At 50.3% G+C, this 25772-nt stretch carries 26 protein-coding genes; 9 read left to right on the forward strand and 17 right to left on the reverse strand.

The window, feature by feature from the left end:
* Positions 1 to 143 precede the first annotated feature (143 nt).
* The 7 genes from I6E49_RS08960 to I6E49_RS08990 all read left to right on the forward strand — a co-directional run bounded on the left by I6E49_RS08960 (position 144) and on the right by I6E49_RS08990 (position 6788).
* On the forward strand, positions 144 to 1256 hold the full coding sequence (locus I6E49_RS08960) for a hypothetical protein (protein WP_005816286.1): 1113 nt from the start codon (positions 144 to 146) through the stop codon (positions 1254 to 1256).
* Between the two features lie 24 nt (positions 1257 to 1280).
* The gene (locus I6E49_RS08965) at positions 1281 to 1727 is read left to right on the forward strand and encodes a hypothetical protein (protein WP_004319947.1); all 447 of its coding nucleotides are present in this window, start codon (positions 1281 to 1283) and stop codon (positions 1725 to 1727) included.
* A gap of 54 nt (positions 1728 to 1781) precedes the next feature.
* Entirely contained in the window at positions 1782 to 2219 is a 438-nt protein-coding gene (locus I6E49_RS08970) for a hypothetical protein (RefSeq protein ID WP_224204808.1), read from the forward strand.
* Positions 2209 to 2703 (forward strand): hypothetical protein, encoded by a 495-nt coding sequence (locus I6E49_RS08975; protein ID WP_005816282.1) that lies wholly within the window; start codon positions 2209 to 2211, stop codon positions 2701 to 2703. Before I6E49_RS08970 ends, I6E49_RS08975 begins: the two co-directional genes overlap by 11 nt.
* 79 nt (positions 2704 to 2782) lie before the next feature.
* The gene (locus tag I6E49_RS08980) at positions 2783 to 3667 is read left to right on the forward strand and encodes a hypothetical protein (protein ID WP_005816280.1); all 885 of its coding nucleotides are present in this window, start codon (positions 2783 to 2785) and stop codon (positions 3665 to 3667) included.
* 208 nt (positions 3668 to 3875) lie between these two features.
* Positions 3876 to 5327: a MobV family relaxase gene (gene mobV, locus I6E49_RS08985; RefSeq protein WP_005816278.1), complete on the forward strand. Its 1452-nt coding sequence runs from the start codon at positions 3876 to 3878 to the stop codon at positions 5325 to 5327.
* A 54-nt stretch (positions 5328 to 5381) separates the two neighbouring features.
* The gene (locus I6E49_RS08990) at positions 5382 to 6788 is read left to right on the forward strand and encodes an OmpA family protein (RefSeq protein WP_005816276.1); all 1407 of its coding nucleotides are present in this window, start codon (positions 5382 to 5384) and stop codon (positions 6786 to 6788) included.
* Between the two features lie 140 nt (positions 6789 to 6928).
* Here I6E49_RS08990 and I6E49_RS08995 read toward each other — a convergent pair whose 3' ends face one another.
* Positions 6929 to 8191: an ATP-binding protein gene (locus I6E49_RS08995; RefSeq protein WP_005816273.1), complete on the reverse strand. Its 1263-nt coding sequence runs from the start codon at positions 8189 to 8191 to the stop codon at positions 6929 to 6931.
* A 394-nt stretch (positions 8192 to 8585) separates the two neighbouring features.
* On the opposite strand from I6E49_RS08995, the gene I6E49_RS09000 reads away from it, so the two are divergent.
* Complete coding sequence (locus I6E49_RS09000) at positions 8586 to 8879, forward strand: hypothetical protein (RefSeq protein ID WP_005816271.1); 294 nt, start codon at positions 8586 to 8588, stop codon at positions 8877 to 8879.
* Between the two features lie 2 nt (positions 8880 to 8881).
* The gene (locus I6E49_RS09005; RefSeq protein ID WP_005816269.1) at positions 8882 to 9247 is read left to right on the forward strand and encodes a DUF2958 domain-containing protein; all 366 of its coding nucleotides are present in this window, start codon (positions 8882 to 8884) and stop codon (positions 9245 to 9247) included.
* A gap of 106 nt (positions 9248 to 9353) precedes the next feature.
* Here the strand turns inward: I6E49_RS09005 and I6E49_RS09010 are convergent, their stop codons facing one another.
* From I6E49_RS09010 to I6E49_RS09085, 16 genes are all read right to left on the reverse strand, one after another.
* The gene (locus I6E49_RS09010; RefSeq protein ID WP_005816267.1) at positions 9354 to 11276 is read right to left on the reverse strand and encodes a zincin-like metallopeptidase domain-containing protein; all 1923 of its coding nucleotides are present in this window, start codon (positions 11274 to 11276) and stop codon (positions 9354 to 9356) included.
* A 6-nt stretch (positions 11277 to 11282) separates the two neighbouring features.
* Positions 11283 to 11888: a hypothetical protein gene (locus I6E49_RS09015; protein ID WP_005816265.1), complete on the reverse strand. Its 606-nt coding sequence runs from the start codon at positions 11886 to 11888 to the stop codon at positions 11283 to 11285.
* 72 nt (positions 11889 to 11960) lie between these two features.
* Complete coding sequence (locus I6E49_RS09020; protein ID WP_005816263.1) at positions 11961 to 12143, reverse strand: hypothetical protein; 183 nt, start codon at positions 12141 to 12143, stop codon at positions 11961 to 11963.
* On the reverse strand, positions 12140 to 13696 hold the full coding sequence (locus I6E49_RS09025) for a glucosaminidase domain-containing protein (RefSeq protein WP_005816260.1): 1557 nt from the start codon (positions 13694 to 13696) through the stop codon (positions 12140 to 12142). The genes I6E49_RS09020 and I6E49_RS09025 overlap by 4 nt, the downstream gene beginning before the upstream one ends.
* 4 nt (positions 13697 to 13700) lie before the next feature.
* Positions 13701 to 16157, reverse strand: coding sequence for a zincin-like metallopeptidase domain-containing protein (locus I6E49_RS09030; protein ID WP_005816257.1), 2457 nt, complete (start codon positions 16155 to 16157; stop codon positions 13701 to 13703).
* Positions 16158 to 16239: 82 nt separating this feature from the next.
* The gene (locus I6E49_RS09035) at positions 16240 to 18039 is read right to left on the reverse strand and encodes a hypothetical protein (protein WP_005816255.1); all 1800 of its coding nucleotides are present in this window, start codon (positions 18037 to 18039) and stop codon (positions 16240 to 16242) included.
* Between the two features lie 9 nt (positions 18040 to 18048).
* The gene (locus I6E49_RS09040) at positions 18049 to 18321 is read right to left on the reverse strand and encodes a hypothetical protein (protein WP_007897422.1); all 273 of its coding nucleotides are present in this window, start codon (positions 18319 to 18321) and stop codon (positions 18049 to 18051) included.
* A gap of 32 nt (positions 18322 to 18353) precedes the next feature.
* Positions 18354 to 19175, reverse strand: coding sequence for a M23 family metallopeptidase (locus tag I6E49_RS09045; protein WP_005816253.1), 822 nt, complete (start codon positions 19173 to 19175; stop codon positions 18354 to 18356).
* Positions 19176 to 19190: 15 nt separating this feature from the next.
* Positions 19191 to 19853 (reverse strand): hypothetical protein, encoded by a 663-nt coding sequence (locus tag I6E49_RS09050; protein ID WP_005816251.1) that lies wholly within the window; start codon positions 19851 to 19853, stop codon positions 19191 to 19193.
* 93 nt (positions 19854 to 19946) lie between these two features.
* Positions 19947 to 20630 (reverse strand): hypothetical protein, encoded by a 684-nt coding sequence (locus I6E49_RS09055; RefSeq protein WP_005816248.1) that lies wholly within the window; start codon positions 20628 to 20630, stop codon positions 19947 to 19949.
* Between the two features lie 17 nt (positions 20631 to 20647).
* Entirely contained in the window at positions 20648 to 21349 is a 702-nt protein-coding gene (locus tag I6E49_RS09060; protein ID WP_005816246.1) for a hypothetical protein, read from the reverse strand.
* Positions 21330 to 21815: a PH domain-containing protein gene (locus tag I6E49_RS09065; protein WP_005816244.1), complete on the reverse strand. Its 486-nt coding sequence runs from the start codon at positions 21813 to 21815 to the stop codon at positions 21330 to 21332. The genes I6E49_RS09060 and I6E49_RS09065 overlap by 20 nt, the downstream gene beginning before the upstream one ends.
* Entirely contained in the window at positions 21812 to 22954 is a 1143-nt protein-coding gene (locus I6E49_RS09070) for a toprim domain-containing protein (protein WP_005816242.1), read from the reverse strand. The genes I6E49_RS09065 and I6E49_RS09070 overlap by 4 nt, the downstream gene beginning before the upstream one ends.
* Positions 22955 to 22984: 30 nt before the next feature.
* A complete protein-coding gene (locus I6E49_RS09075; protein WP_005816239.1) occupies positions 22985 to 24580 on the reverse strand; it encodes a hypothetical protein in 1596 nt (531 codons plus the stop codon).
* Between the two features lie 37 nt (positions 24581 to 24617).
* Complete coding sequence (locus I6E49_RS09080; protein ID WP_005816237.1) at positions 24618 to 24842, reverse strand: hypothetical protein; 225 nt, start codon at positions 24840 to 24842, stop codon at positions 24618 to 24620.
* Positions 24843 to 24865: 23 nt separating this feature from the next.
* A complete protein-coding gene (locus I6E49_RS09085; protein WP_235401886.1) occupies positions 24866 to 25627 on the reverse strand; it encodes a DUF4099 domain-containing protein in 762 nt (253 codons plus the stop codon).
* Between the last annotated feature and the right edge of the window lie 145 nt (positions 25628 to 25772).

The raw sequence follows: 25772 nt of genomic DNA on the forward strand, positions 1-25772 counted from the left end.
TTCACTTGATTTCATTGAAAATCATACTCGCAAGTATGATACACAAATAAGATTAAACTTACTGTCATTCTTGCAAATATATCGCTGAAACGCATTAACTTTGCACCGTCAATTTCAAAATCAGACTCAAAATAATGACAACAATGAAATATGAAACCCAACTTTTCGGAGGACAAACCAACCTCCATTGCATGAAGCAAATATTGCATAATGCAAAATCAAACTCGCATGGCTGTATCAGACTTGCCATTTGTATTGCCACTGCGTTTGCCGTAGTCATGCTGACAGCATGTTCAGACGGAAACGGCACGAAGTCGTTCCATTCGAGCGATGAAGCCATCAGAGAGTATCATGGCTTTCTGACCACTCTTCGACAGAACGGCAAGGTCTCAATTCAGACATTAGTTAAGATTGTCAACGAATGGCGCGTGTTGGACGATTCCGTGACATCGTGCATCTCACGTGACACTGTCAGGAAAGCCCACTCATACCCGTTCACGGTATATCATGAGTTGAACGACTCCATCCACATCGAGCTGTGCCGTATGGCGATGTCTAAGCAACGCACCTTTCACGACCTGCTCTATCTCAGAGAACAGACCTCTTCCCATGTTGGTGATGAGGAACTACAGCAAGCCGTGAAGGAAGCACAGCCATTCTTCGCTTCCTTGGATAGCCTGCCTATATATAATAAAGGTGGTAAACAGGCGGTACTGAAGCGTTACCTGCTGTTCCTGCAAAAATCCGCCAAGCAAGGCATTCACGGCAAGGAAGACCTGCTCGCTTTCATCAAGGAAGAGCATTTGTATTTCAAATCCTTCCTGCAATACCTGCCGGATTTTGCTGACGATGACATCGGTGACATCAGACGAAACACCGAACACTGCTGTCGGGAGATACTCCGTGCCGCCGACCGCAAGGATTTGTCCCACAAGGATGCAATGATATACCTCTCCATGCGCACCAACCACCGTCTGCTGCGCAACGCACAAGCGGCTATCGAGGATCTGAATAGTGGCAGGGTAAAGGACGAGCACACCATGCACGCCTACCTCCTGATGATGATGCAGCCGTTCATGACGATGGATGACCTTTCCGTGAGCGTGCTCTCCGACAAGGACAAGGCAGACCTCTACAAAATAGCCGATGCGCTCCCCAAGGAGATGGACGGTCTGGCCAAGAAACTGCACCTCGACAAGCAACGCCTGTCGGATATGCCCATGCTCATGATGAAGATTTATGTCACAAGATTATAAACACCCCAAACAGAGAATACGATTATGTTAGAACAGTTTTGCGATGATTTCCTTGCCGTCGTGCCTTTGCAGTTGCCAGAACTGCTGGACAAGCGCAAGATGGAGAAGCCTGTCAAGTATGACGATTACGTGCTTCTTACTTTCCAGTTGAACACCCCTTTCACGATAGAGGAGGTGATGGATATGCTCGAAGACGAGATGGAAATGATAATCCTCTATCACCACATTCCAAGCCGTCATACGGAGTTCGGACACAGCTGCTGTGCCTATTCCAACCCTTCTTTCGGACGGATGTTCAAGGTCAACGGCTCCACAGATGAGCGTGGCATGGTCAGCCAGATAAAAGTGACCATCTATGACTCGCTGGAGCACATGTCGGCAGATGTATGCCTCGACCTCAGTCTGCATTGCAAGAACGGGTTCTTCAAATACATGAAGCCCAAGGAGGAAGTCCTGCTCGACTTCATTTGAAAGTTACATTTGCCAGATGACAGTCCTGTTCTACCGCAACAACGCTCCATTCTGTTGTCCACAACAAAGGCCAAAGTCATGCCACAAGCTCCCGACCATCTGATGAAGGAAACGCTTTACATGAAGATTATCCATCTTCTCGACCGTCACCGCACATGGCTGGAGATTGAGAGCATCGCCACTGTCCGCAACCACACGATAGTCAGGAACGGCAGAATGACCGACATCCTCAGCCGTGTGCTTGTGGTCAAGGCCATCCACCATCATTTCCCCTACACGAGAGGGCAAGTGTGGCAGATAGCCGAGTACGACTTGGAACAGGCTATCAAGAGCCTTCGGACAACCGACGGAGCTTTCCGTCAGAGAATAATCAAGGGAGAACTGACACTGGAGGATGTGGAGCGTATCATATCCACTGCCACACACGGTGTCGTCCAGCCCGACCTGAGTCCACTTCCATTATTCACATGCTATACATATTATGACAAGTAAGATACTGTTTCTCATCCTGATGTCAGCGTTCTTCTTTGTGACGATGATTCTGCACAGAAGCCGCAGACAGTTTATGACACGGTTCTATCTGCGCATGACCGCGCTTGTGACAGCAAGGAAGCTCTACCGGTTGATGCTGCTCATCCTGCTGTACGTGTTCCACTTCCTCTACCTCTGTGTACACTATAACGACATAGGCGTAGTGGCTTCCACCATAGCGTTTGCCATATTCTTTGTCTTTATGGATGTGGAGAGGTGGCTACAGCGTCTGCACGAGGAGCGGACACCCTTCTGCATCGCCGCGTTGGCGGCAGTGGTGTTTGTCTTCACTCCTCATCTGTTCACGCTTGCTGTCACCATCTCCTTTGTCCTTCTGGCATCACTGTTCTATCCCTCGCGCATAGTCATATCGCTGTGGAAGAACAAGGCTGACCGCAAGATGCTCCTCGAAGACACAGAAATGCTCATCATATACTACTATTAAGTATCACCTGTATCATGCCGTTCCTTTTGTATAATGGAGCTGGCGACAAACAACAGTATTCACCAAACAGATTATTGAAATGAAGAAACAGAAACATAGAACGAGTTCCGGCAAGATGTCTGAACGGATGTCCCTGTTGGAGTTCTTGAAAGAGAGGTCCGGGATAAGGCTGTCGAAGCTCGAAGCCTACCTTGACCTTGTAGACAAGGCTTCTGTACAGTACATCCCCAAGGATCTGTGCAAGCAGGAGTTCAGCCTGTCCAACGGGCAGTTTGTAATCACCATTACCGAACTGGCAGGATGCTGGCATTGGCACCGCGCCACTGTCCGCACCTTCATCGAGCAGTTGGAGAAGATGAACCAGATTTCCGTCACCCGTCTCACGAAGAGCCAAATCATCACCATCCCGATGTTGGCTGAGACACCTGCCGTTTCTCCGATTGACGCAGCCTTGGATGTGTTCCGCCAGAAGATGTGTACCGCATTGGACGAATGGCGAAGCGGCAAGATGTCCGCATCGGCTTGCGCCTCGGAATGTGAACAACTCTACGAAGATGCAACAGAGGAAGTAGCCATTATCTTGCAGAAAGCCGACAATGGCAATTCAATTGGCAAGGTGCCATGCGGAAGAAACATTCCCGAATCTGTAGGACACGCCTTTTGTATGACTGCACTCACAGCTGTCTGCGAAGCCACCTTCCATCAGGTGCTTTCGCAGGAAACAGATAACGCCCTCGTTACCTCCCTTCTTCCCTTCTTTTACAAAGACCTGGGAGGAGACTGGCTCTCATTCATCGAGGCGGCAAAGGCAATATCAGAATTGGCATTGGATGGCAGCTCACCAGCCTTGCATCAGGAAAGCGCAGCCATCAAGTCACAGTTTCAGTCACTCTGCCGACCGTTCCTTGCCATTGTAGCCAACCAAGAGGGCTCCTGTCCATCAAAAGGCTGTATTAACCTCTAATAATCACCGTACAACGCTTCTTCTTTTCTACTGGCACAGTGTTTACACGTCTGCCATTGCTGTAAAATAATCGGGCTTGCCCGTTGGTCGGAAATGAGGGAATTTGGGTAGCCTAATACCCCTCTTGGTCTCCGACCATCGGGAGGCTGTCCTTACAAGCAGCAAGCTGGAGACAGGAGAGTTGTACACACATAAAAGGAAATAGGTTATGGCAACACCAAAACAGGTTATGGATTTCCGACCATCTAAGGGAATCACCACAGCACAGAGCAACGAGCACCAACGCCGTTGGACGGAAAAGGGTTGGGGATCCGCTGAATCAACAGGCAACTACGACCGCAGCCGTGAGCGGCTCAACTTCGAGGTTCGGGGCGGCAAGGTTTGTCCTATAGACAAGAGCCGAAGCATCCCGGAGCGCATGGCAGACATCCTGCGGAGCCGTGGAATCAAAGACCCCAACGAGGGACTGGCAGAGCCACGCTTCCGCACAGTGGTCAATTTCATCTTCGGAGGCTCACGAGAACGTATGACAGAATTGGCATTCGGTGACCAGAAGGTGAATCTCACTCACGGAGCGGACAATTCGCATCTAACCCGATGCAAGGACATTGAGGAATGGGCAAAGGATGTTTACCGCTTTGTTGCGGACAAATACGGTGAGGAGAACATCGTCGCTTTCATCTTACACTTGGACGAAACCAATCCGCACGTTCACTGCACCCTCTTGCCAATCAAGGACGGCAAGTTTGCATACAAACAGATATTCGCCGGAAAGGACAAGTACGAGTTTTCTGCCAGGATGAAAGCCCTGCACAGCGAATTTGCCGATGTCAACAAGCGTTGGGGCATGGAGCGCGGAACTTCCGTCTCAGAGACGGGAGCACGCCACCGCACCACCGAAGAATACCGCCGCCAGCTGTCAGAACAGTGCACCACCATTGAGCAGTCCGTCGCCACCCATCAGCGGACACTCGCCTCGCTCCAATCGGACATCCGTCTGGCAGAGCGGAGAGTAAAAGGACTCACCTCAATGGTCAACAACCTCTTGCAGGAGAAGGCTGAGAAGGAGGCGGCACTTGCTGAATTGCATCGGCAGATTCTTGCAGGTCACGACAATCCTGATGCTCTCCGTCAGCAAGTCCAAGAGCTGGAGCAGGAACTGTCCGCTATCCAGTCGAAACTGGACGACAAGCAGGAGAAGCTCTCAGAGGCTGACCGCAAGCTCGATGCCCTGCGTGAGGAGATGACCGCCATGAAGGAGCGCACGGAGGAGTTGCGGCAGGAGGCACACAGATATTCCGATACTATCCGACAAGGTGCGGACACCGTTCTCAGAAATGCCCTTCTCGAAAACATGGTCAGCGAGTTCTCCGAACGTGTGGCACGGCTTTCCAATGAGGGCAAGGACGTGTTTGACGGTTCCCTGCTTCAGGCCTTTGCGGAGAATGGAACGGAGGTGATGTACTGTGCCACGCTTCTATTCCTCGGCTACGTCGATGATGCCACCACCTTTGCCGAAGGTCATGGCGGTGGCGGCAGTTCGTCCGACCTCAAATGGGGACGTGACGATGACGAGGATGAACGCGCTTGGGCACGCCGTTGCATGATGAAAGCTGCACGCATGATGCGCCCCTCTTCCGGCAAAAGGAAGAAACGATAAGCGGCACTGTCACGTATCACCTGTTATAGTATTCACCAGATTAAATTGAACAACATGAGAAAAATACTTATTCTATCCCTTGGCTTCGCCCTTTCATTGGGTGCGCAAGCCAAAGACTATCACCGCACGGCGGACACCACCACCGTTGTATGCAGACTTTCGGCAGACGGTATGCTTCGTCCGCTTAAACCTTCCTACATGAAAGGGGCATTGGTAGCTTCGCCATGGACGGACAACTGGTTTGTCCAAGCGGCAGGAGGAACTACGGTCTTCCTCGGCAAACCGCTCGGATGCAACGACCTATTCGGTCGCATGAAACCGGCATTCTCCGTGTCGATCGGCAAATGGTTCACACCTTCCGTCGGCGGTCGTCTGAACTATGGCGGTATGCAGTTCAACGACTGCAACAACTCCTCGCAGGACTACCAGTACCTGCGTGCTGATTTCATGTGGAATGTCCTCGGCAACCTCTACAAGGACGATGTACACACTCTTGCCAGATGGAGTGTCATTCCATACGTGGGCGTGGGTATGCTGCACAACAAGGTGAATGCCCACAAGCCCTTTGCCATTTCCTACGGCATACAGGGGCAGTATCATCTCTCCCCACGCATTGCTGTTACGGCAGAGATAGGCAACATGACCACCATGCAGGATTTTGACGGCTATGGCAAGGCACACCGCCTTGGCGACCATCTGCTGTCCGCATCCCTCGGCCTCTCTGTCCGCATCGGCAAGACTGGCTGGAAGCGAGTGATAGACGCTCGCCCGTACATCGCACAGAACGAATGGCTTTCGGCATACGCCTCATCCCTTTCTGACAGCAACAGCCGCTATCACGCCCAGCACGATCGAGATTGTCAGACTCTGGAGCAGCTGCGCAAGATTCTTGCCATCGAGGGACTTCTGGACAAGTACGGCCACCTCTTTTCTGACGATGCCGCTTCTTCCGTCACAAATGGCTATCCTCGAAACGACTACAGCGGTCTCAACTCGCTGCGTGCAAGAATGAGAGACAAGTATGGTAATGGTCAAAAGACAAAGGTCATGGAGTCCGCCTCTTGTACAGAAGAATATGGCAATGCTGAAGGTGAGCCGGAAGACGATTACCTATCGCTCATCCACTCAGGAAAGGCTTGCATAGGTGCGCCCATCTATTTCTTCTTTGAACTTGGCACTGACAGGTTGCTCAACAGGTCACAGCTCGTCAATCTCGACGAAGTAGCACGCATCGCCAAGAAATATGGCTTGAAAGTTAAGGTCATCGGCGCTGCCGACAGTGCCACAGGCAGTGAAGCCATCAATGATAACCTCAGCCGTTCCCGTGCCAGATTCATTGCAGAGGAACTGATGAAACGTGGTATGGAAAATGGCACCATCTCTCAGATTTTCGATGGCGGCATTGACGATTACTCGCCCAATGAGGCGAACCGCCATACCAGAATCCTGCTGTATCTATAGCCAGACATACAGCTCCGAACAAGAGCACTAAAACTTTTTTTTCATTGATAAATTTTAGAAAGGGAGGGCTTGTCCGTGATGGATAGGCCCTCCCTTAATCATATATGTATTAACGCATATTCTATGCGCATATCTTTTTTTTATCCGTGTTTCTCAGTACTTGACCAGTCAAGCAGGAAGTCATATATACTCATTATCTGTATGCCGTTTTCGTCGCTCCACTGCTTGGTATGTTCTCCCACGATCAGCAGTTTGCGGAAAGAGTCATCTACAAGACGCAACGACCGTTTCTCCTGTTCCATCTTTTCTGCATCGGGCATACGCCACGCCGACTGGATGTAGATCCGCTCGCTCCCTTTGTTGCAGACAAAATCCACTTCCAATGTCACCCTCTGCTGCTTTCCTTCCGTATTCCTCACTCGATGATAGACGTTACCCACATCCACGAGCCATCCTCGCATACGCATCTCATTGTAGATGACGTTCTCCATGATATGTGTCGGCTCGCTCTGACGGAACGACAGAATAGCATTCCTCAGACCTACGTCCTGATAATAATACTTGGACAACGAACCTATGTATTTCCGTCCTTTGATGTCGAACCTTTCGGATTTTTCGATAAGGAAAGCATCCTGCATATATTCCAGATAAGCCGACACTGTCTTGTCGGTTATGCTCTGCACATTGCTTACGGACTTGAACGTATTGGCTATATTCAGTGCATTGACAGGTGCTCCTATACTGGATGCTACGGTCTTCGACAATTCTTCAAATTCAGGTCTCAGTTCTATGTTGTTCCGCTCGTAGATGTCACGTAGATATACCGTGCGATAAAGGCGACGCAGGAAATCAGCCTTCTTCTCATCCCCAACCTGTGTAAGTAGTTGCGGCAAACCTCCGTACAGTCTGTATTCAGCCCAACCGTCTTCTTTCGAACCATCATACACCGTCATGAACTCCTTGAAGGATAGTGGCCACACATGTATCTCGTCACCTCTGCCTCGGAATTCCGTCACCAGGTCAGAGGACAGGAAACGCGAGTTGGAGCCTGTGACATACACATCCGCCCCTTCGGTAACTGACAAGGAAGAGAGCACCTCTACAAAGTCTTCCACCTCCTGCACCTCGTCGATGATGATATAATAAGTCTCATAGTCAATCATCATCTTTTCCACCCAGTCCAACAGGTAGTCCGGGTTCTTGAACTCTCTGTTCTTCCTACTCTCCATGTCGATGACGAGAATATGGTCTTCTCTCACGCCCTCATCCAATAGATGCTGATGAAAGAGTTTCTTCAGAAGGAACGACTTGCCTGAACGTCGCAATCCTGTGATTATCTTTATGAGCCCGTTGTTCTTTGAACGGCTCAACTGTTCTATGTATCTATATCTGTTTACTATCATATTTTACGAAAAACTGTCACTTGTGACACTTTTTCGGAGGCAAAGTTATATATTTTATCCTAAATCAAAGAAAGAAATAAAGAAAAATGCACTAAAAATCAATGATTTTCCTGTTTTGTAGTGTCTATTCCACTTGCCGATGCCCATTTTTCTTTGCAAAGTTACTGCCCGGGCGAATGGTCAAGTACCGCCATGCTAACAGGCAGAGGACTGAACGACAGCTTTCCGCAAATCAAAGATTTGGGTATTTCATTAACTCCTCCGTCTGTTTTCTTGCCTTATCGCCCTCATTCCGCAGTCTTTTGATGCACGAAAAATCAGTTCCCGACAAGAGGAGCCGAAAGGCTTCAAAAGGAGGGAAGAAAAACAAGTTGAACAAATAATTTCTTTGCGTATGGAATTACACAGATTATCAGAAAACGAGCAGGCATTTGTCGAGTGCTTCTCACGGTTCGTAAACGGTCAGATGGGGTCAGCCGCCAAGGTAGGCAATGCCCTTGCAGATGACCATCGCTATCTTATCAACGAAAAGGGCAAGGTGGTGTTTGCCTTCTTGGAACGCCTTGCCAACGACTATCAAAAAGGTCGTTATGACCAGCGTGACGAGTGGGTGTGCCGATTGGCAGCAGAGGCCATCGAACACCTTGTAGAGAACAGAATGTATTACAGAACACTTAACAACGATTGACTATGGCAAGCAGATTGATTACACCCGTATTGGAGGAGATACTGAAATCCTATCCTCTGTATTCACAGGACGGCAAAGGCAAGGATGCCGTTTGTGTGGCAATATTCTTCATCGGACACGTCCGTTGGTTCGTACTTGAAGGACAGCCGGAAGGTAACGACACCACGTTGTTCACCATCGTATGCGGTCTGCATGAAACGGAGTATGGCTATACCTCCGTCAATGAAATGGAGAGCGTAAAGGTGGATGGCTCCAAATATGGAGTGGACGAGATATTTCAAGTGGAGCAGTTGGACGGCTTCAAGCCGGTGAAACTGAAGAGCATTCCAGACGAGGATTTACAAGCATTCCTTCATAATATGGAATGACCCCAAATTAAATCAGCCGCAGGGACATTACTCCTTGCGGCTGACTATTGTTAGTACCTACTATGAGTAGTAAAGCCTACGATTAGTATATACTACGATACTACTCTCATCTTCGGAAAGCGGACTTGGCAACGTGCTCCTCTTGTACCTCTTCCTTCTGGTACTCCTCCATGTCAAGCAGTTGCTCATACGCAGAGCTGATGTTTGCGTCCATAGAATGGTTGTGGCTGAAAGGGAAGGTATGCTTCACAGAGAGTCCTGCATTGGTCACAGTCCCCACATCCAGGCTATCCTTATCCTTGTTATATTGCAGGTTCAGCAAACCACCATTCGGCATTTGGAATATCGGCATTTTTCGCTGCGCCAATTCCGAAAACTCTTCGGCGGTCATCTCCCTCGCCACAGCCTTCACGTCCTCACTGGCACGTCCTATGCCATAGCGAGTTATATGGTCACGCACTTCTTGCTCCGTATGCTTCAGGAACACCTCATACGTACCGCCGACACTCCCGTTATAGACCACTGCAAAGTCCTTGTCCTCTATTAGCAGGTCATCGCCTCTGTTCTGGCACGGCTTCCTGTAGGTCTGCTCCTCGTCCATGCCGTTCCCGTCATAGTATTCCTTGGCAAGCGTCAGCAGTCCTTGATAGTCACCTTTCTCCTTTAGCTTATCCAGTTCCGATGTGTCATCCGTTGATTGGAGATAGGCGATGGAGGCATAATAGACGTTTTCTTTCGATTGTGAAGGCTCTGTCAGGCTTTTGTACTGGGCAAAAGCCTCCTGATAATTGGTGTCAAGGTCTTTGCCGTGGTCGTAAGGAACAGAGAGTTTCACTTCCAGACCGTTACTCGTCGGCACAGCAATCTTTACAGAGTCCTCCTTCTCATGATGCTGGATATATACAGCAGAACCATTATATGCCAAGACTGCATGGTCGCCGTCATCTATGGATAGATAACTTTTCCCTTGCCCGTTTTCCTGCTCAGCCTTTTTCTCCTGGTCTATCTCCATAGCAATCTTGTCGATATGCTGCGTGAGCATTGAGGTAGCTTTTTTCACATCGAGTAGCGTGGTCTTGATGAACTGCGGCGACTCCTTCAGCGAATCCAGCCAAGACTTCAAATAGGCAGCCGAATCTCCTTTCAGATGCTTTGTCATGCCATACCGCTGAGCGGTCAGCGCAGCCGTCAGTTCTGCCACCAGTTCCTCGCGTGCATACTCTGCCGAGCCGAAGGTAGCGGGCTTGATGCGGTCTAACTGTCCCTCCGCACCCGTGGAGTGTCCCATCTCGTGGAAAAGGTTCGAGTAGAAAGACTCCCCATCCTTGAACTGCCTTTTCTCAGGCATCACAATCTCATTCTTGCTGATGGAGAAATAGGCGGAATCACCGAACATCGGTTTGATGGGACATATCCAACGGTTGTCCGCTATCATCCTATCCACGGGTTCAAAGGCAAACTGCTCGTCCTTCTCTACCTTGGGCATCGAGTATTCCTGTTCCAGTTTCTCCCAAAACTCTGGTCTGACCTCCTTCAGGTTGGTCTGCGCCACATTGAAGACATGGTAAGTCTGAAGCTTTGGATATACATTGTACTTTTCGCGCTCTTCCTGAGAGAGCAGTTTGTAGTCCTCCCACTTGATGTGTTCCTTTGTTTCCTTATTGACCACCGTAAACGTGGTGAGCATCACGGGGAAAGAATGCTCACCTTTCAGTACTGACACACGGGGCTTCTGTTCCTCGTCTTTCTTGCCAGTTTTGTTAAACTGCTGTATGCGGTCGAAGGTACAGAAGCGAGGAATCTTGTAACCCTCCTTCTCGCAATGCAGGAGCAACATCATAGCGTTCATGCCATTATATTCTCGTCCGTTCAGGTTTTTCGGCCATTGCAACGCACCTTCAGTAAACCAGGGCTTTTTCCATCCGTCTTTGCCCGACAGCGACTGAATACGCTCAATCATCATATCGGCAAACAGGTCGAGTGCCTTGTCTTCGGCACTCGGACCTTCCTTAGCATAAGGCTTTCCCATAGTCAATTAACCATTATAGGGCTGCGGAACATATTCGCTCATTTCAGACACTCGGCAGGAGAAGTCCAGTTTGTCATTGAAGACACTGACAGACAATGCCCCTTTGATGTTCGCTTTCACGCCTGGTTGCAGCCATGCCTCGCATTTGCCATCGAATAGGAAGAAACTTACCCAGATGTATTCAAATCCGTCCTGTACTTTCTCTGCGCTGAAAGCGGAGAACTGGCAGTACGGCACACCATTCTTGTCCGTCTTGTCCTCAATGCTCTTGCCCACCTTGCCGCGGAACTCCATCACGCCCTTGATGCAGTCCTCTGCCTCGTCAGGCTGGTGGCTGATGCTGCTTGCCGACAGGTTGAAATAAAGGACATCGCCCCATTTTCTTGGTACCAATACACCGGCTACCTCAATGCGTTCGCCGATGTTGCAGCTGCCCACCTCCGTCAGTGTCCCATCTTTGATGACCGACACCTCGATGGTCTTGTTAATCCCGCTCTTCGCTGGAATGACTACGTTCATGGCAAAGCTCACGAATGCCTTGCCCTCCTTGTTCGTGCGGCAGGTCGCAGCCTTGCTGACCGTTCCGCACACTGTTACATTACATTTGATCATTGCTCGATACTATTTGAATTATACATATCCATCGTCCAAGTGAAATGTCTTAGCAATGACAATAATCTCTTTTCAATCATCATATACTAGCGCACGTATCAGTTCATAGACTATCCACGCTGCTATGATAAGTTGGAAGCCGAGATAGATGATGGCCACGGTCTGACCGAAAAGCCATTGGGTAAGCATGAAGTGTCCTGCCACAGCTACCATACCCACCAGCAATGTACACAGATGACTTGCTATCCTTTTCATTTCCTTTGCAGATTTTGTTGTTGACTCTCAGCCTCCATCCCTTGCTCGAAGTTCTGCGAAGCCTGCTGTGTCGCCACGATGCCTGTCACCATTCCCGCAATCTTCGTCCGTTTGCTTTCTTCCGACAGATTGGCATTGCCCAAAATGAGCGACAGGCGGTTCATCTCCGAGGAGGTCAGTTCACGGTCAATCTTCACCGTACCGCTCTCTGCATGAAGCACAGTCTTGCCGTTCTCACCCACAGTAATGGTGCATTGCCTCATGCCTGGAACAAGCGAGGTCAAATCTACGAGCCGGTTGGCTGCCATGGCAGAGATAAGTCCTTTTTGTCGTTCCTCATCATTGCTGTCAATCTGCGCTGCCAACATCATCAGCGACATGAAGGTGGTCATCGCCATGTCGAGTATAGGGTCATTCGTTCCCGAAATGCCCACGCCGCTGTCCTCCGAGGAAAGGATTTTCTTCATCCAGTCCTCCGACGAAACCTTCTGCTCCTGTGGCGCATTGCTCTTGTATTTTGCCAACAGGTCATTGCCGTTATGCAGGGCCTGTAGCTTGATGTTGCCTTTCTGTCCGATTTCTGCCAGATAAGCGGCTGGATCCATATCCCTTTTTGAGCCGTCAGCCGATACACTCTTCACTCCGAAATGCAGATGCTCGCCAGTGGTTCTGGTGCCGGTATTTCCCGACACCCCCAACTTCTGACTGGCATTAACCACGTCACCTACCTTTACTGCTATGTCAGACAGATGCAGGTAGGAGCATTGCACCTTGCTGCCATCCTCACGGCTGTATTCCACGGTGACGGATTTCCCTCCTGCCGTGTTCGCATTATGGTTCACCGCCACCACCTTGCCGCCGTTCTCCGTGGCCAACACCGCCTCATGGTTCGTCTTGATGTCAATGCCCTTGTGCATCTGCTGCTTGGTGGCATCCATCGGATCCTGGCGATTGCCGAAAGGCGAGGTGATGAAGAGAAACTCCTCTCGCTCCACAGGAAAGGAATACCCGGCAGACTGCGGTACATGGGCAGCAGGCATTTCTCTACGAGGATTATTCTCCACCCCGAACGACCGACCTTCTGCCCGCATCTCAGCCATCACCTCACTGTCATACTTGTCCAGTCCGTTGGCTTCAATGATGCGCTGCAGACTTGCAGCATAACCGCCGCCCGTGGCATAGCCGGCACGCTCAATGCCCTTCGTCCATCCCTTGTAGTCGTCAGGCGACAGCGTGAAGCACTGCGCATAACGCTTGTTCTGCTTCAGGAACTGCGAGTGATGCTCATAACTGTCACCCACGCTTTTGTACTTACAGAATTTCTCGTTGGGCCTATCATCCGTATAGACTCCATACTCTCCGCCATTCTTCAACCACGATGCCGTAGCCTTGATGCCAAAGTGGTTGTTGCATTCGCGCGACAGTTGGCTCTGTCCGTTGCTGCTCTCCAGTATGGCTTGCGCCAAGATGACGGAGGCAGGAATCCCATACATCCGCATCTGTTCTTTGGCTTCCTCCGCATATTGTGCGGCATACGCTGCGTTCTTTCCCATAAGCCTATCTCCTTAGACTGGTGTGTTGTTCTGTTTCTTGACTTTCCTGTGCCATCTGCTTTCCTGTCTCTTTTCCAGGTGACACCATCTCCGTAATTCCACGCTTCGATGATGTTGTCTGCTTCGGCATTTCCAACTGGTCACAGATGGCCACCCGTTCACCAGCACGAATGAGCTTCGGCAGATAGGTGTCGAGGGCATGATATGGGAATCCTGCCATTGCCAACGGCTTGCCTTCATCATCCTTGCGCCCATTGCTCTTTGTCAGCGTAATACCCAATATTTTGGATGCCTTCACCGCATCATCCTTGTAGGTCTCATAGAAGTCACCGCAGCGAAACAAAAGAATGGCATCAGGATGCTTCTTCTTCAAGTCAAGATATTGTTGGACAAGGGGAGAGACAGCAGCCTTGACAGCCTTTTCATCCTTCTTTTCTTCTTTCTTTTCCTCTTGTTTCTTCTCTTCCCTTTGTTCAGAGCTTTTATCTTCCTTAAGTACCACTTCCTTCTGTTCATCATGCTTATCGACAATTGCCGTCTCCGCTTGCTTCACCTCCGTCGCTTCTTCCTGCTTCTCTTGTGTACTTTGCTCGACATTGTTGTCTTTCTGCAATACATCAGCAAACAGCGAGGCGGCAAGGTTCTGCTTGTAGGAATCCCTGTCAGGAGCCACCCACAATCGTTGCCATTGTGACGGACTGACACTTCTCGGCTGCAACTTCTTGCCGTCAATAGTGGCTGCACACAGGCATTCGCCCGATTTGGCACGGAATACTGCCACACGCTGGATGCGGTTCAAATCAACCTCCTGCTCATTACCTCCGAAGATGTCCACCTTCAGGTCGGGTTTCGCCTCTGCCATAGCATAATACTTCTGTGCCAGTTCCTCACGCACACGCTCGATGTTGTCCATCGACTGCTTCAAGGTGGTGAAGAAATGATTGAGGTCTCCTTTGTCGGGATAGACGGCAAAGCCCTCCTTACCTTCGGGCTTGATGTACAATGCCCACCGCTCCTTGTCATCCTTTACCAACTGCACATTGTCGAAACCGATGTCACGGCTGTGGGTTACGGCCTCAGAAGCATCCAACGAGGATAGGTCTTCGATAGACCAGTTGCGCAGTCTTGATACCGTGATTTTCTTGTCGGCGAAATAACTGTCGTCGGGACGGAAGCCCAAGGCTCCGTCGGGATTGTAGAAACGCACGTTGTCATAACCCTCTTTCTGCAAGGCATTGGTGAAGCGTTGCTTGTTCATGCCCTTGATCTCGTTGTTCACCTCCAACGATGCACCCTGTGGCAGCACCACATCGGCGGTCTTGCTGGCATCATCACGCACGATGACCACAGTACGCTGCTCCTCGTTGGGATGCTGCTTGATTTCGTCTGCTACGAAGTAGTGGTTGGGCAACTGCACCTGTATCTGCGCCGTCTCTCGCTGATGCTGGTCGGTGGCATACTCCACCTTTTCACCCAGTTCGGCTTTCTTCAACACCTTCAGCGCACCGTTCACCTCACTCTCGATGGCATCAATCAGACAAGGGTCTTCCTTCAGTTCCCTCGTCCAATAGTCCACCATGCTAAGGCTGTCCTTTGACAGACGGGCAGGCAGTCCCAGTTCGAGCATCTTCACGCCCGAAGCTATCTCAGTGATGAGTCGTTCCTTCTTCACGGCATCCTCCGACGGGGCTTTGCCGTTCTTCATGACCATGCCCTCACGTGCCAACCGCTGCTGATGACCGGTGGCAGACACCAACTGACGCATCATCTCCTGTACATAGTCATTGTAGTGCTCGAAGTCACGCTGCCGTGGCAGGTAGATGACATCCTTCTCGGTGTCGTAGTGCGCCACACCCGTGCCGTCCTGACGTACATTCACGAGGTTGTCCTTCATCTTCTGAAGGAATCCGTTGACGCACCCATGCAGCTGCTTGTCCTCCTTGTCGCCATAACCTCTATCCTCCACCGTGCCATCCTTCTTCAATGCCGTAGTGTAGGCTGTTTCGTTAGCCATAGGCAGTAGCGTCTGGTCGATATTGAACAGCACACGGATCTCACGGTTTTTCACTCCCTTGTACTGCTGTTTGTCCTGTTCCGACAGTTCTGCGTATGCCTCCTTGGTGATGACATCGTCGGGATTGTTGCGGTTGACGTACTTATTCCAATTGTAATACAGGAACGGCACACCTTTCTCATGCTCCCTCACGCTCTCACCCCGTGCCTTCGCTTCGGAGAACTGCGTAAACAGATTGCTCTTGCAACCCTTGGCATCGGAGTCAAGGGCAAGGACAAGGGCATTGAACGGACTGACCGAAAAGCCCTTGGGATAGAGCTTCGGATAGAGTTTGCCGCTTGCATTCAACCAATGTCCCTTGGCATCCACCGCACTCGTCAGTGCCTCAGTGAGCAGCGACACCTGCTTCTCCGCCGTCCGCTTCTCAAATTCTGATTTCTCTTTCATGCTTTTATCTTTTTGTTTATCTCAATCACATTCTATAATTGGCTTACCAAGCCACCGTTCCCGACAATTTTGTTGTCGGGCTTCACTGTATTCCCCTCGGTCGCACCACGCTCTCCCGTGCCTGCTCTTCGTACTGCATTGCTGCCATCTGTCGCATCTGGTCGTTCTTGGCAAGTATGGCGTTAGCCAATGTATTCAGCGGCAATGCCCCCGACTGATGCGCCCCAATCACACTGTCAGGCAGTTGAATGGTACAAGGCACATGGTCAATGTTGGCAACGAGACACCGCCCTTGCAGCATCGGGTTGCTGATACGAGGATTGAGTGGTTCATCAGGATATTGGCGGTACTGAATGCGAGATGCAGCAGGACTAACTGTAGGTGCAATGCCTTCCTGCTGTTTCCTGCCCAGCACCTCATGTCCCGCTTTGTTGAGCAGATTGGCACCTCCCATACCCATCAACAGCATCTTCAGTATAGGATTCTTCACGAACATTCCAGCCACGATAGAGGCCAAAGGAAGGAGGCTATTGTCCATATTCAGCGATTTTGTCTTGCCAGTGAACAGTCCCACCAGTACATCGGGCAGCATCGCCAACACATAACCAAGGTTCTTGCCGATGTCTGAAAAGCCGTTCAGTCCAAAACTCTGCAACAGCCCGTCCCATCCATTTTCGTTTGTTTGTAAGGCTGTTTCCTCCTGCTGGACTACAGATGGTGTTGCCTCTTCAGTCGATGAATCAGGAGTTTCTTTCGGTTCTGCCTTCTTCTCCTTCTCAGCCTCTGCATCCAGTCTCGCCTTAACCTCCAGATACTCGTCTTCCTGTCCAGGCGCAACTATCAAGGGCACATCCTTGTACTTGCCTGTACGTTTGGTTGCTTCGTTTCTCTGAGGGTCAAGGAACGTACCTTTGTTCCAAGGAAAAGAGGTCTGCTCGGTTTGTTTCGTCCAATCCATAAAAGTGATATTGCTCGTGGGAATCTTGTTCTTGAAATGGCTGTTGGTAGCCTTGATATAGCTGTTCTCGTGGTTCTTGATGACTTTTGCCTGTTTGCGGAATGAGGCGAAGACGTTGGTGCCCGTACCGAAAACTCCCTTGCTGATACACTCCTCGACACAGACCTCTTGGCTGCTACCTTTCTTGCTTAGGTGCTCCATGCCGACATTCATCACCATATCGATACCGACAAACTTGGCGAAGGTTGCCCATGAGCCAATCCCTCCCATGGCCACGACATCGGCACCCGCTCCGGCTGCCCATCCCGCTGCCTTCTCTGTTCGAGAGGGCTTATAGGCTGCCTCTCCTTTGGCTTCTATCTCTGCGGCAAGGGGTGACTTGTTCAGTTCGTAGGGCAGACCGAACAGACTGCTTTGTGCCGCCTTGCGGATGATATAGTCGGCAGAAGATGTTGGCATACGGTCTTTCACCATTTTTTCTATCATCAGCTGCTCCATGCGGTGATCGATATAGGCGTATGCCAAATCACAACCGAGTTGTTTAGAGAGTGCATCGTACCGCTCTCGTCCTATCTCCGTCACCACCGCCTTGCGCCATTCCTCAGCCATCACGGCAAGGTCACGCTGCATATCCTTGTTGCCGACAATAGCCTCCTTGCACATCGCCAGATAGTCTTCGGTGGTCTTGCTGTTCCACTTGCCTGTAATCTTCAGCGTGGCGTATGGGTCATCACCAGGCATATTGGCAGTGGCCAATGAGCGTAGGATGCCAGCCGTACTGTTGGAGTAGGCTCGCATCTCGTCTGCCTGTCTGTTGGACAAGTCCCGTTGCACCCTGCCCATCACGGGGGCAAGGTGACACCCGAAGTAGTCGCCCATCAGACGCTCTATCTCTGCGAATCGCTGACTGTTCTTAACTGCCATATACCTTGTTTATATATTATACTGCTGTAATATCTGTTCCTTTGTCTGCTCGATGGCATTGTGATATATCTCCATCTGCTTAGGATAGTGTTCCTCCAACCATGCGTCCTTGTCCACTTGGCAGTGGATGAACTGCACGGCCATACGTTCCTCAATCTCCACGGAGGGTTCCCCCTCTTCCTTACCATTGAACCATGCCTTTGTCCACCATCTCACGCCAGCCCGGTCGGGATAGACGCTCACTATCCTCGGAATGTCGAAGCTCTGGATATCCACGTCCAAGTCGGCAAGAGGGTCGATGATGCCGTCATGCGTCAGGGCTTGCTCTTGGAGTTTTTTTTTAACACCTCGTCCATCGTGGAGAGATATACCTGATGTCGCATGGCAAGATAGTTGAGAAAGTCGGCAATGAGCAGGTTCTGCACCTTAGTCGCCAAAGGCATACAGCGGTTGCCGATGCCCAAGGGATTAGCCATGCTCGGCATGGTCTCGTAGAAATAATGCTTGCTCGCTCCCAACGAGAAGATGTTTCTCAACGACTGCTCCGTATGTTCGGGCAGAGAGTATGCTCCTTGTTGAAGGTCCTCGAAGTAGGAGGGAAGGAAGCGGAGCATCAATGCCTCTATCTCCTGACGGTCGGTGTCGTAGGGTGAAGGGATGTTCATGTCCAGTTCATTGATGCCCATTTGGGAATTGTGCTCCAATGCCTTGATATTGCCGTAGAGCATGGTGAGGAACTCCAACGGATTGATTTCCTCTCCGTCAAACCTCACCTCCATGTGCAGCAGGTCGCCACTGATGGCGATGGTCTGACCGGCCTTGACGCTTTGGGAGAAGTTGGCGAAGACATTGGAGAGATGCCTGTAAGTCACTTCGTATTTGCCGTAGCGGATGGTCTGGTAGATGCCATGCTCCGCGTCCGACCCAATGGCAGAGACGGTTCCCGTTGCCACCGCCGACAGCAGGTAATGGTTCACTGAGAAGTCTATGCCGTGATGGAAGAATGTTTCTCCCGTCACGGGATTTTTCTGCTCTCCGTAACCCAAGGACATCTGCACGTCCTGCTTTATAGGCTCCTCAAACGGCATACAGTAGCCGCTCGATGAGCGCAGTATCATTTCTTCTGTATATCTCATATCACTGTATATTGGTTATCGTTTCATCCCTCTGCTTTGGGTCTCTGCTTCTTTCATGTTCTGCCCATGTGAAGACGTACCGCCTCTGTTAGGCAGAGTTTGCGCCACCTTAGAATTGTTCCCGATGATCATCGCTCCAAGCAGGGCACCCGCAATCTTGCTCATCCAACCAAAGCGTCCGAATACCATGAAGGCGGCAGCCACCAGTCCGACGATGCTCATACCCGACACGTTGCCCTTGCCGATATTGCCAAAGAGATTGCCTATCATGTCGCATCCTACGCCTCCGAACATATTCCTAAAGAAATCACTGATGCCGCTGAACTGGGTGTCCATCTTTCCGGCTACAGTGTTCACCGCATCAACGGCTTCACCAGCCTTGCCCGTCAGACGTTGCACATCGTTGGCGGTTTGTGCCACCGCTTCCGTGGCATTCTCGCCGATGACAGCATCACCTACGATGCGTGCCACGCTCTTGTCTGTGGTCAGCTTCTCCCATGTCACATAGCCTGCGGCACTACCCACTGCGGCCGTCTGCATAGCCTTGCCGGCTCCCATAAGGGTGCGTTGCGGGTGGAGTGCCGCACTGCCTAAGGTCTTTCCAGTTACTCCGATGACATGGCCAGTACCTCGTGCCGCCTTGCCACCATATTTCAATAATGAACTCCAAAATCCCATATCTTATCGTTTTTTAATCACGGTTTGACTTCGTCTTCTTCTGTCACGACTCGGCATAGCTCGAACAAGTTCGGCTCTGCTCTCGCTGCTCCATCAGTTTACGTTCTTGCCCACCTGCTTCCACCGCCTCTTGGCAGCCGCTGCTATCTCGGCTTTGTTCGCTTTGGTGGGTCTTGCCCCTTCGTCTATCTCCATCCAAACATCGCCCATGGTGGTGTATTTCACCGCCCTCGTCAGTCGCTTCAACTGCTTGTTCATCTTCTTCAGTTTGGGTCGGATGCCGAAGACTATCTCCACACGCTCCTTCTCGGTCATCTTGTTGCCCGACAGGCATACCGTGCGTATGTCATTAACTATCTCGATGCTGTTCATAATCAGCTCGCGGTATATCTTGTTGCGCTTGGCTGACAGGGCTACGGCAAGTCCGTTGGCAGGATGGGCATCCAACTGCGCCACCAATCCACCCATATTGTCCACCAACTGACCTATCTCGTGATAGAAACCATATATCTGTGCGGCATAGCTGACGATGGAACGGAAGGAGTCCAGATAGTTGTTGAACTCCCGCTGCAGGTCGGTAGTGGCTTCCACTTCCTCCTTGGTCCAGATATGGCCGGTGGATTGTAGCAGCATCACTTTCTCCTGATTCTTCAGTTCTTTCTCCGCCTTGTTGGTGTACATCAGAATCATCCCCGCAAGAGTCGGGTCGTTCTGCGCCCGCACTCCTGCAAAAGATGATATAAACATAAAAATGGCAATTGATATGAAATACTTCATGACTGATTCCTTTATCGTTAATCACTGATGGTCATACGTCCTGCTCTGCGCCATCTGCTAAGGGCTTGGGTGGCTATCTCTCCATTGCTTCGGTCTATCATCCCTGCCGTCACGCCGTTCCACACATCGGTCATGGTGTAATATCGTATAGACAGATAAAGACGATGCAGCTTCTTGCTGAAGGCACTCAGCTTGTCGTTCAGTGCCCACAGCGTCTTGCTCCTTTCCGCACCAGTCAGCATGTTCTCTTTGCCTCCTTTGGCGACTGCATCTTTCAGCAGTGTGAAGACGGACACCAATTCCGTGGCGGTCTCCATATACAGGTTGTTCATCGAGAGGGTGGCAACGATGCCTTGCGGATTATTGTTGATGGCCTTGCGCATCTTACACAAGGTGATGAATATCTTCACTCCATCGTCGTACAGATAGGTACAGGCTTTGAGGGAAGAGGCATAACCACTGGCGGTTTTCAGATAACTGTTGTACTTCTTCTCCCATTCGTGTATCTTGGTGAACTCTGCGGCGATGGTATTCTGCAACAGGGCAGTCTTGGTCTGACCTTTGATTTCCTTCTCTATCTCACCGTTGATGGCTTCGTTGCCCTCTGCTAATGCCATCCATTCCAAAGGGTTGGCAGTCACAATCTGTGCATGGGCTGACGGCACGCTCAGTACCAATGCCACGACAATGAACCAAATCTTATCTATTCGTAATCTCATATACGCCCTTTCTTCGTTTGTTCGTTTCTACTCTTGTTCGTATCACACTCACCACGTCATAGCTGTTGCTGATGCCGGTCATTTCCAGTTTCGGTGTCGTTCTATCCATCGACAACACGGTCACGCTTTTCAGTCCGCATAACTGTTGTATCAATGTCTGATGCTCGGCAAAGTCCACCACTCGGTACAACTCCATGTAGTTCACGCTCCGCTGAAACACTCCGTGCTCACAGATGAGTTGCTCGCTCCCGATATGGTAGCGGATACTCCTCAGATAGATGAATCGGTAGAGTAAACAGAGGGAGAACAGGAGGCTGAAGACAAGCAACAGGGTACTATATGCACAACCGGGCAATCCTCCGATTAGGAGCATTGCCACGCACAACAGCAACAGAGGCAGTTCGTTGATGAAAAACTGTCCGATGCTGGGGCACAAGGTGATGATGCTATTATCTTCTTGTCTCATACGCTTCTATGATATGTGTTCTTTTCTTCTTTTTCCCTTTGTTTCTCTGCCTTGCCGGCTGCGATAAACTCGGCATAGTCGAAGGTATCTGGTTCGCCCTTGGCAATCAGTTCTGCTGATTTCTTGTTGAGCAGCGCATCGTTCCAGTCCTTGTAGCAACCCAATGGATGATAGGCTTGCACATGCTCGTGACGGAAGCCCATCTCTGCTGCCACCTTCCTGAAGTTTGCAACAAACTGCCGCCCTGCATCGTCCTTGTCAAAACCCAAATAGTGCCGTGCGTTGGGAGTAACGGACAGAAGTCCTCGCATCTGTCCCTCGGTGGGTGTGCCGCCCGTAGATACATACACCATCTTTACAGGATTTATCTGATACTCTGCCATGGCATCGTAGGCACTCTCAAACCATACAATTTCGCTTGCTTTATCCAACGGCTCGCCCGTGAGGTTGGCAATCCACAGTCCTTCACTGCTGTTGCTTCCTTCTGCCTTGCCCTTGTAACCGCCGCTACCGTCCATCTTCGGTCGTCCTCGTTCCTCAAAGCCCACAGTCTTGTCGGGTGTCTTGGGCAGTACAAGCGGAAAGGCAAGGTTGGCAAAGGTAAGTCCATCCGTCCGATGCTTAGTAGCCAGACAGAAATGCCGATGAAAAGCATACTGCGTATAGAGGTCGATGCCTCGGAACTTAAAATAGGGATAAAACCTTTTCTGCGTTTCCCTGTCCTGCGGATTGAACTTGTGGATGTCGTAGTCATTCAGGTTGAATGGCTTTCCGTCCTTTCTTGGTTCTGTAATCTTCGATGGTCTGTCCTCTATGGGTTGGTTGAGCAGTCGGTTGCAGACGAGGTTGACGAGTCGGTCAGGAGACATTCCCACCTTGTTCTCTGAAAACATTTCTGGATGCTCCTTGATGAACGAAATGACATTATACACCTTCTGCTGCGGTGGTTGGAAGCAACATTTCCCATTCTGCGTGACAATGAACTTATCACCACGCACCCGTCTGCCCTCACTGTCAGTACGCACATACGACGGATAACGCAAGCCATCTCTCTTGTTCAGATGATACCCTGCGTCCACCAGTACTTCCTGTATGCTCAACCTGTCCAGAAAGTCATCGTATGTCAGTTCACTACTCATTATAAATTATAAATTGTAAATTATACATTGTTAATATCCTCTCCTTATCTCCGTGGCAACATGATTTGCTTCTGCCTCAAAGTACCTTGCCGCAATCTCCTGTGGCGAATCCACTCCCGGTTTGAAGTAAGGACGTGGACCGCCATGATGCTCTGCATAGAACTCCGGGGCTGGATGGTGATGATGGTGGCTTATGTCATGCGCCACCTCTGCTGTAACGACTGCTCCTGCCGTCAGAGCCGCCAATATCTTCGTGCCCAGTCCGGCGTTGGTTTCGGGGCGTGTCTTCATATCCACTTCACTGAAAACCTTGGAGAAGAGTTTCATGCGATGGTAGTCATCCACCGCCAAGAACTTGTCGTAGTCCTTCTGCTTGATTTCGTGCGTGATGGCTTCTCCATTGATAATGGCGGTCATGCGATACTTATCTTCGCCTTTCTTATCTCCCTCCATCGGAGGCACTTTCTCCACCATGATGTCACCGACTTTCACTTCACGCCCATGCGCTCCCTCACGATACCAACCCTTGTTCTCATTAATCAAGGCAAGGTCTTCACCTCTCACCATGGCATCGCCTTGCAACACGTCACGTCTGACAGTCTCGTCCTCTTCCAACGGAAGCAACCGTTCCTCGTCTTGTTGCTGACGCTGCTGCAACTCCTGTTCAAGTTCGGGATGCAGATGCAGGTCGATGCGCTCCTTGCTATTCAGTGTGTCCATCAGGATTTTGTCAGCAAAGTCGTCCTTGATGATGCCATTCAGCAGTTCCAAGCGTTGAACGACGGGCACTTCCTTGATGGAGTTGGAGGTGAGTTTCTTCAGTTCCTCATCTGTCAGGTCATACACCATGTCGGCATTGACGCTGTTCGACTGAATGGTCAGCGTCTTCGCATTCTCATCAATGATGATGCCATGCGATGCCAGACACTCCTGCCACTTCTCATTGGTGAAATAGACAGGCGAGGTAATCAGTTCCTTATAAGGCTTGGCTGGCTCCGTGCTTCTCGTGCGGCTGATGGAAGGCATTATGATTCCCTCCAAATCTTTCAGCACATCCTGTTGCTGAGGGCTATAACTCTGTTGCTGTCCCTTATAATAGAACCCATAACCGCCGCTCTGCAATTCGCCAGGCTTCATTCTGCCGTCCCAACGTTCAGGCACAATCGGGGCTTCGGGGAAGAACAATCGTCCTCCAACTCTGCGAAGATGGAATCCCTCCTGACTGCGTGGTGTCCAACCTAAAAAGGGTGGTGGCATATCGATGCGCCCCATCCGTCCATACTCGCCGATACCAACACGATAGCCGTGCAGCCCCATAGCTACACGACCGTTGGCATTGCGTGCATGAACGAAGTTCTTGGGCATATAGAAGTCGTTGCCCACAATGCCCGTAAAGGTATTGTAGGCTAACTTGTTGGCATGATTCGTACCCCAGTCGGTCAGAGCCAACATCTGCTTCTCGGTGATGTTATAGGTAAGCAGCGGACTGTCATGCCCTTGCACCACAAGCTGATAGCCGCTGCCATTACTCACCACATGAGCCTGCATACCATTGCGCATGAGCAAGTCACGCATCTCTGGTTGCAGGTCCATCTGTTGGGGATTCGTATTCTTTCTTATCGCCATACTTATTCTTCACTCTTCATTCTTCACTCTTCATTTATCATGCTTCACCGTTCTCTATTGCCTTCTCCAGTTCCTCATCTTTGTGATGGACAAACTGCTCCGCACTCTCTTCACAAATGCAGAGTCCGTTGTTCAGACAATAGCTCTCATATTCTTCCTGCCATTCAGCAGAATGATGGTTGACATACTCCAACCAACCGTACTCGCCGCTCTGTATCTTCTCGACGAGCACATCCTCTGGATAATATTTATTTGATGCCATATACTTATTATATTATGTGTAGATTATTTGTGCATGGAAAAAGAGGCGCGGTTGCGCTCTCCATTCTTCTTCTGCTCATTCCAAAGTTCTTCCGTGTATTCCTCTTCAGGCACATAGTCAAGATTACCGTCATCGCCCGTTACCCAACAGCCATAGCACCCGAAGGTGTATTTGTCCCACTCTCGCTTGGTGTTCTCCTTCCACTTCTGACTGTCGCCTTGATTAATCCTTATGCCGGTCTTATCGTTCAGGTCAATACCCACCGTCACCTGTTCGTCCTCCATGATGAGCGTGAGCGGCTCACCCTTCTGCATCACGGTCAGTTCTGCCGAACTCAGTTTCAGTTCATCCTTCAGCACCTCCAAGTTGCGCCCGATGACAGGCGTAGGTACCGACATCACCTGATTGGTCTCCGTGTCAATCTGCACGAAAGCCTTGCTGCTCCTGCCATCAGCATCCTTAACATCGGCAAGGATAGCCTTTCCAGCCAGCAAGTCCTCCTGCTGTTCCTGAGTAAAAGCCTCCAATGGTGATTTCTCCAACTGCGGATAGAAGACCACATCCACCTTGCCGTCCTCCATACGGACCAACGCAAATCGGGTGCGGCTCTTCAATGTCTCGCCCTCATCATTATTCACCTGAATGGGCAGCAACGGTGAACGTCGTCCCTGACCAATATCTTCCAACGCCCACATGGGCAGGTCTTCAATCTTCTCTTGTGTGAGACCAAAACGAGCCAGTGTCTGATAAGGCACCTCGCTCTCTTCAAATCGTACTTGCTTCATACTTTAACTTTGAATTTGAAATTAAACTCATGCAAAGTTATATACCTATTCAGAGACAAGCAGAATTGCATAAGATAATGCGTGTTATTTTTGACGATTATTATTATTTGAGTTTGATTTCTGCTCAAAAATCAAACTCGATTGC

Source organism: Leyella stercorea (assembly GCF_021531655.1).

Coding starts and splice junctions, on each gene's coding strand:
- I6E49_RS08960 (WP_005816286.1), top strand. CDS start 144: ATGAAATATGAAACCCAACTTTTCGGAGGACAAACCAACCTCCATTGC.
- I6E49_RS08965 (WP_004319947.1), top strand. CDS start 1,281: ATGTTAGAACAGTTTTGCGATGATTTCCTTGCCGTCGTGCCTTTGCAG.
- I6E49_RS08975 (WP_005816282.1), top strand. CDS start 2,209: ATGACAAGTAAGATACTGTTTCTCATCCTGATGTCAGCGTTCTTCTTT.
- I6E49_RS08980 (WP_005816280.1), top strand. CDS start 2,783: ATGAAGAAACAGAAACATAGAACGAGTTCCGGCAAGATGTCTGAACGG.
- mobV (WP_005816278.1), top strand. CDS start 3,876: ATGGCAACACCAAAACAGGTTATGGATTTCCGACCATCTAAGGGAATC.
- I6E49_RS08990 (WP_005816276.1), top strand. CDS start 5,382: ATGAGAAAAATACTTATTCTATCCCTTGGCTTCGCCCTTTCATTGGGT.
- I6E49_RS08995 (WP_005816273.1), bottom strand. CDS start 8,191: ATGATAGTAAACAGATATAGATACATAGAACAGTTGAGCCGTTCAAAG.
- I6E49_RS09000 (WP_005816271.1), top strand. CDS start 8,586: ATGGAATTACACAGATTATCAGAAAACGAGCAGGCATTTGTCGAGTGC.
- I6E49_RS09005 (WP_005816269.1), top strand. CDS start 8,882: ATGGCAAGCAGATTGATTACACCCGTATTGGAGGAGATACTGAAATCC.
- I6E49_RS09010 (WP_005816267.1), bottom strand. CDS start 11,276: ATGGGAAAGCCTTATGCTAAGGAAGGTCCGAGTGCCGAAGACAAGGCA.
- I6E49_RS09015 (WP_005816265.1), bottom strand. CDS start 11,888: ATGATCAAATGTAATGTAACAGTGTGCGGAACGGTCAGCAAGGCTGCG.
- I6E49_RS09020 (WP_005816263.1), bottom strand. CDS start 12,143: ATGAAAAGGATAGCAAGTCATCTGTGTACATTGCTGGTGGGTATGGTA.
- I6E49_RS09025 (WP_005816260.1), bottom strand. CDS start 13,696: ATGGGAAAGAACGCAGCGTATGCCGCACAATATGCGGAGGAAGCCAAA.
- I6E49_RS09030 (WP_005816257.1), bottom strand. CDS start 16,157: ATGAAAGAGAAATCAGAATTTGAGAAGCGGACGGCGGAGAAGCAGGTG.
- I6E49_RS09035 (WP_005816255.1), bottom strand. CDS start 18,039: ATGGCAGTTAAGAACAGTCAGCGATTCGCAGAGATAGAGCGTCTGATG.
- I6E49_RS09045 (WP_005816253.1), bottom strand. CDS start 19,175: ATGAGATATACAGAAGAAATGATACTGCGCTCATCGAGCGGCTACTGT.
- I6E49_RS09050 (WP_005816251.1), bottom strand. CDS start 19,853: ATGGGATTTTGGAGTTCATTATTGAAATATGGTGGCAAGGCGGCACGA.
- I6E49_RS09055 (WP_005816248.1), bottom strand. CDS start 20,630: ATGAAGTATTTCATATCAATTGCCATTTTTATGTTTATATCATCTTTT.
- I6E49_RS09060 (WP_005816246.1), bottom strand. CDS start 21,349: ATGAGATTACGAATAGATAAGATTTGGTTCATTGTCGTGGCATTGGTA.
- I6E49_RS09065 (WP_005816244.1), bottom strand. CDS start 21,815: ATGAGACAAGAAGATAATAGCATCATCACCTTGTGCCCCAGCATCGGA.
- I6E49_RS09070 (WP_005816242.1), bottom strand. CDS start 22,954: ATGAGTAGTGAACTGACATACGATGACTTTCTGGACAGGTTGAGCATA.
- I6E49_RS09075 (WP_005816239.1), bottom strand. CDS start 24,580: ATGGCGATAAGAAAGAATACGAATCCCCAACAGATGGACCTGCAACCA.
- I6E49_RS09080 (WP_005816237.1), bottom strand. CDS start 24,842: ATGGCATCAAATAAATATTATCCAGAGGATGTGCTCGTCGAGAAGATA.
- I6E49_RS09085 (WP_235401886.1), bottom strand. CDS start 25,627: ATGAAGCAAGTACGATTTGAAGAGAGCGAGGTGCCTTATCAGACACTG.